5 protein-coding genes are annotated in these 5042 nt (G+C 59.8%); 2 read left to right on the top strand and 3 right to left on the bottom strand.

Translation table 11 applies throughout. From position 1 onward, the window contains the following. Positions 1 to 28 precede the first annotated feature (28 nt). The 3 genes from J1D76_RS27755 to J1D76_RS27745 all read right to left on the bottom strand — a co-directional run bounded on the left by J1D76_RS27755 (position 29) and on the right by J1D76_RS27745 (position 3310). Positions 29 to 784, bottom strand: coding sequence for a DeoR/GlpR family transcriptional regulator (locus tag J1D76_RS27755; RefSeq protein WP_007971301.1), 756 nt, complete (start codon positions 782 to 784; stop codon positions 29 to 31). Between the two features lie 93 nt (positions 785 to 877). Then, positions 878 to 2383 carry a glycerol kinase GlpK gene (glpK, locus tag J1D76_RS27750; RefSeq protein ID WP_421141551.1) on the bottom strand — a complete coding sequence of 502 codons (1506 nt, stop codon included), beginning with the start codon at positions 2381 to 2383 and terminating at the stop codon, positions 878 to 880. A gap of 75 nt (positions 2384 to 2458) precedes the next feature. Beyond that, a complete protein-coding gene (locus tag J1D76_RS27745) occupies positions 2459 to 3310 on the bottom strand; it encodes an MIP/aquaporin family protein (protein ID WP_421141550.1) in 852 nt (283 codons plus the stop codon). A gap of 351 nt (positions 3311 to 3661) precedes the next feature. On the opposite strand from J1D76_RS27745, the gene ybaK reads away from it, so the two are divergent. Continuing rightward, a complete protein-coding gene (ybaK, locus tag J1D76_RS27740; RefSeq protein ID WP_421141549.1) occupies positions 3662 to 4132 on the top strand; it encodes a Cys-tRNA(Pro) deacylase in 471 nt (156 codons plus the stop codon). Between the two features lie 89 nt (positions 4133 to 4221). Continuing rightward, the gene (locus J1D76_RS27735) at positions 4222 to 5004 is read left to right on the top strand and encodes a PhzF family phenazine biosynthesis protein (RefSeq protein ID WP_421141547.1); all 783 of its coding nucleotides are present in this window, start codon (positions 4222 to 4224) and stop codon (positions 5002 to 5004) included. The last annotated feature ends 38 nt before the right edge of the window (positions 5005 to 5042 follow it).

Here is a 5042-nt window from a genome sequence, read left to right as displayed (position 1 = left end):
GCTACAGGTTGTTTAACTACCTTCAGTGTTAAACGACCTCCAACCGAACCTTGTGTTGGTTCAACAACTGCGCCAGCGCCGGGGAAGGCTGCTGGTCGGTGACCAGGCAATCGACCAGGCTGATCGGTCCCAGGCGAATCATGGCGTTGCGCCCGAATTTGCTGGAGTCGGCCGCCAGGATCACTTGCCGGGCGTTGGCAATGATCGCCTGGGACACCCGCACTTCCTGGTAATCGAAGTCCAGCAGGCTGCCGTCTTCATCGATACCGCTGATGCCGACCAGGGCGAAATCGACCTTGAACTGGTTGATGAAGTCGACACTGGCCTGGCCGACCACGCCGCCATCGCGCCGCACATTGCCACCGGTCAGCAGCACGTCGAAATCGTCCTTGGCGCTGAGCATCGATGCCACGTGCAGGTTGTTGGTGATGATCTTCAGGTGACTGTGATTGAGCAGTGCCCGGGCGATGGATTCGGTGGTGGTGCCAATGTTGATGAACAACGAAGCATGGTCGGGAATCTGCGCGGCAATGGCTTCGCCGATGCGCTGCTTTTCATCGCGCATCTGATCGGCGCGCATGGCGTAGGCGGTGTTTTCGACACTGGAGTCGTAGGCGGCGCCGCCGTGGTAGCGACGCAGCAAATTGGCTTCCGCGAGCTGATTGATATCGCGGCGAATGGTCTGCGGGGTCACTACGAACAGCGTGGCCATTTCCTCGATGCTGACATAGCCGCGTTCGCGAACCAGTTCGAGGATTTGCTGCTGGCGGGGAGGCAGATTCATGGGGCGTCCTTGGGGCTGCCGTGCAAAATTTGCCCATGATGCCGCAGGAATCTGCTCCCTGCTAGTTACATGCAGATACGGTCGGCTGTTGGCTTACTCCGCCGCGTCTTCTGCCGCCCAGTCACGGGTGCGGCTGACGGCTTTTTTCCAGCCGGCGTAGAGTTTTTCCTTTGCCGTTTCGTCGAGTGTCGGTTCGAACTGGCGCTCGATCACAGCCTTGCCGCGCAACTCTTCCAGGCTGCCCCAGAAGCCACATGCCAGGCCTGCCAGGTAAGCGGCGCCGAGCGCGGTCGTCTCGCGCATTTGCGGGCGCTCGACCTGGGTGCCGAGGATGTCGGCCTGGAACTGCATCAGGAAGTTGTTGGCCACCGCACCGCCGTCCACGCGCAGGGCCTTGAGGCGTTCGCCAGAATCCTGCTGCATCGCATCGAGCACGTCGCGGGTCTGGTAGGCGATCGACTCCAGCGCCGCACGAATGATGTGATCCACGCGCACGCCGCGGGTCAGGCCGAACAAGGCGCCACGGGCATACGGGTCCCAATAGGGCGCGCCCAGACCGGTGAAGGCGGGCACCAGGTACACGCCGTTGCTGTCCTTGACCTTGTTGGCAAAGTATTCGGTGTCGTGGGCGTCGTTGATGATCTTCAGCTCGTCACGCAGCCATTGCACGGTGGAACCGCCGTTGAACACGGCGCCTTCCAGCGCGTACGCCACTTCGCCGCGAGGGCCGCAGGCGATGGTGGTGAGCATGCCGTGCTGGGATTTCACCGCTTTGTCGCCGGTGTTCATCAGCAGGAAGCAGCCGGTGCCGTAAGTGTTTTTCGCCTGGCCTGGCTCGACGCACATCTGGCCGAACAGCGCGGCTTGCTGGTCACCGGCAATGCCGCCGATGGCGATGCCGCTCTTGGTGTGGCCGTAGATTTGCGAGGAGGATTTAACTTCGGGGAGCATCTCGCGCGGGATGTCGAGGACTTCCAGCATCTTCGCGTCCCACTCCAGGGTGTGGATATTGAAGAGCATGGTGCGCGAGGCGTTGGTGTAGTCGGTGACATGCACCTTGCCGCCAGTAAATTTCCAGATCAGCCAGCTGTCGACGGTGCCGAACAGCAACTCACCGTTGCGTGCGCGTTCGCGGCTGCCTTCGACGTTGTCGAGGATCCACTTGAGCTTGGTGCCGGAGAAATACGGGTCGGTGACCAGGCCGGTGGTGTCGCTGATGTATTGCTCGTGACCGTCCCGCTTGAGCTGCTGGCAGATCTCGGTGCTGCGTCGGCACTGCCAGACGATGGCATTGTAAATCGGGCGGCCGGTGTTCTTGTCCCACACGACGGTGGTTTCACGCTGGTTGGTGATGCCGATCGCGGCCACCTGGTCGTGGTGCAGGCCGGCTTGCGCCAGGGCCTCGACCATCACGGCGCTTTGTGTGGCGAAGATTTCCATCGGGTCGTGCTCGACCCAGCCGGCTTGCGGGTAATGCTGGGCGAACTCCCGTTGGGCAGTGCAAACCACGTTCGCGTCGCGGTCGAAAATGATCGCGCGGGAGCTGGTCGTACCCTGATCGAGGGCAATGATGTAGTTCTTATTCTGTGTGTCGGTCATGTCGATTGCCTTGGACGAAATAAGGGAGTGAGGTCTGGCGCGTGATCAAGGGGCAGGGGGCACGCGCCAACGGTATCAAGAAGTTCTGGGTTTGCCGTCAATGGCTGCCGTTGCATCCTTTGTAGCAGGAACGGCGCTGGGCAGGTGGCGGGCAATCAACCCACGGTAGGCCGCAGCGCCGAGGCAGGCACCGACAATCGGTGCGAAAACAGGAATCAGGAAGTACGGAATATTGCGTCCGCCGGTGAGGGAAATTTCACCCCAGCCAGCGAAGAAAGTCATCAGCTTGGGCCCGAAATCCCGCGCCGGGTTCATGGCAAAACCGGTGAGCGGTCCCATCGAGCTGCCGATCACGGCAATCAGCAAGCCGATCAGCAGCGGGGCCAACGGGCCTTTGGGCAGGCCATTGTTGTCGTCGGTCAGGGACATGATCACGCCCATCAGGATCGCCGTGATGATCACCTCCACCAGAAACGCCTGGGCCGTGGTCAGCACCGGATTGGGGAAGGTCGAGAACACAGAGGCCAATTCCAGACTGGCCTGGGTGCCACGAACCAGGTGGTGCGTTTGTTCGAATTCGAAGAACAGATTGCTGTACAGCGTGTAAACCAACAATGCGCCACAGAAGGCGCCCGCCACTTGGGCAAGTACGTAGAAAGGCAGTTTACGTTTTTCGAAGTCGGCGAAAATGCTCAAGGCAATGCTGACGGCAGGGTTCAGGTGAGCGCCGGAAACCCCGGCGGTCAGGTAGATCGCCATGCTCACGCCGACGCCCCAGATAATGCTGATTTCCCATAAGCCAAAACTGGCACCCGCGACTTTGAGCGCGGCAACGCAGCCTGTGCCAAAAAAGATCAGCAGCGCCGTCCCTAGGAATTCAGCCATGCATTGGCTCGAAAGCGACGGTTGTTGCAAAGCAGTAGTCATTGAAACCTCAATTTTTTTGTTGTCTGGCGCTTTCTTTCCATCACGGTCAAAGCGCGTTTTTCGCCGAGGGGGATCCCCATCCTGGTCCTCGGATTACTGCTGGGTGCAACGGTAGGATAATTCGTACAGTTTCAGAAACGAAAAAATATAGACAAGAAACACTGCTGTCAAAGGTCGAAAGTGAACTGTCGGTCATAAATAAACTATTCGTCGCATGAATGAACGAGTCATCAGGGAATGGGGTGACCAAGCAATGGCGTTACGGATACGCGCTGAGCTGAAGCCTTTTAACGATCAATGTCCTAGAATCCGCCGCAGTATTTTTCTTCTGCTGCCCAGTCTGGAGCTGCCATGACCCCCGCATTGGATTTGTTGAAAAAGGTTCGGGCCGAACATCACGTACACAGTTATGAACATGACCCGAAGGCCGCGTCCTACGGGTTGGAGGCGGCAGAAAAACTCGGGCTCGATCCGGCGCAGGTGTTCAAGACGTTGCTGGCGGCCAGTGAAAAAGGCGAGTTGCTGGTGGCGGTGGTGCCGGTCGTTGGCAGCCTGGACTTGAAAGGCCTGGCCCACGCGGCCGGTGTGAAAAAGGTCGAAATGGCCGATCCGGCGGCGGCGCAGCGTTCCACGGGCTACCTGTTGGGCGGGATCAGCCCGTTAGGGCAAAAGAAGCGCTTGCGTACCTTCATCGACAATTCGGCCCAGCCTTTTGCCAGCATTTTTGTCAGTGCCGGTCGCCGGGGGTTGGAAGTTGAACTGGCACCCGCCGTGTTGGCTGAACATACCCAGGCGAAGTTTGCCGACATCGGCCGCGCTTGAGGGCTGTATGGGGAAAATCCATCGGTTCTGTCACTGGTGTCGGCCTGGCCTGCGTTGCATGCTCGGCGACCAGACAACGGGAGACGGTTATGCAACTTGAGTTTCATCAGGTCGACGCGTTCAGCAATCAGCCCTTCAGTGGCAACCCGGCGATGGTCTACCGGCTCGACACCTGGCTCGCCGATGATTTGATGCAAAAGATCGCCGCCGAACACAACCTCGCCGAAACGGCGTTTGTCGTGCGCGAAGGGCAGGGCTGGCACATTCGCTGGTTTACCCCGACCACCGAAGTGCCCTTGTGCGGTCACGCCACGCTGGCCAGTGCCCATGTGTTGTTCGAGGTCTATAAAGAGCCAGTCGAGCGACTGGATTTCGCCTGCCAGTCCGGCGCGCTGAGCGTGACCCGTGAGGGTGGGCGGTTGTGGCTGGATTTTCCAGTCATCGTGCCAACGCCCGTGGATGACACACTGGCTGTGGAGCAGGCACTGGGCGTGAAAGCCCAGCAAGTGCTGGGTTCGAACGAACTGTTCGTGGTGCTGGAGTCCGAGCAGGCTGTGCTCGATTGCAAACCGGACATGGCCGCCCTGGCGAAACTGCCGTGGCTGGGCGCCATCGTGACGGCGCCCGGTAACCGGCACGATTTCGTCTCGCGCTATTTCGCACCGGCCATCGGTATCAATGAAGACCCGGTGACCGGATCGACCCACTGCCTGCTGATTCCGTATTGGGCCAAGCGTTTGGACACGTCGAGCCTGACGGCTTTTCAGCGTTCGGCGCGGGGTGGGGAGTTGTTCTGTCGGCTGGAAGGGGAACGGGTGAAGATAGGTGGGAATGCGACACTGGTTGCGCGTGGAACGCTGGTGCTGGGCTAACGCAAACCCACTGTAGGAGCGAGCCTGCTCGCGATGGC

It is taken from the genome of Pseudomonas sp. NFX15 (genome assembly GCF_049132105.1).
Lineage (GTDB): Bacteria > Pseudomonadota > Gammaproteobacteria > Pseudomonadales > Pseudomonadaceae > Aquipseudomonas.
Note: the sequence above shows the minus strand (reverse complement) of the source record. Positions and strands in the feature narration are given on the sequence as shown.

What these genes read in the sequence shown, in the direction of transcription:
- J1D76_RS27755 (WP_007971301.1), bottom strand. Translation starts at nt 784, where the DNA reads ATGAATCTGCCTCCCCGCCAGCAGCAAATCCTCGAACTGGTTCGCGAA.
- glpK (WP_421141551.1), bottom strand. Translation starts at nt 2,383, where the DNA reads ATGACCGACACACAGAATAAGAACTACATCATTGCCCTCGATCAGGGT.
- J1D76_RS27745 (WP_421141550.1), bottom strand. Translation starts at nt 3,310, where the DNA reads ATGACTACTGCTTTGCAACAACCGTCGCTTTCGAGCCAATGCATGGCT.
- ybaK (WP_421141549.1), top strand. Translation starts at nt 3,662, where the DNA reads ATGACCCCCGCATTGGATTTGTTGAAAAAGGTTCGGGCCGAACATCAC.
- J1D76_RS27735 (WP_421141547.1), top strand. Translation starts at nt 4,222, where the DNA reads ATGCAACTTGAGTTTCATCAGGTCGACGCGTTCAGCAATCAGCCCTTC.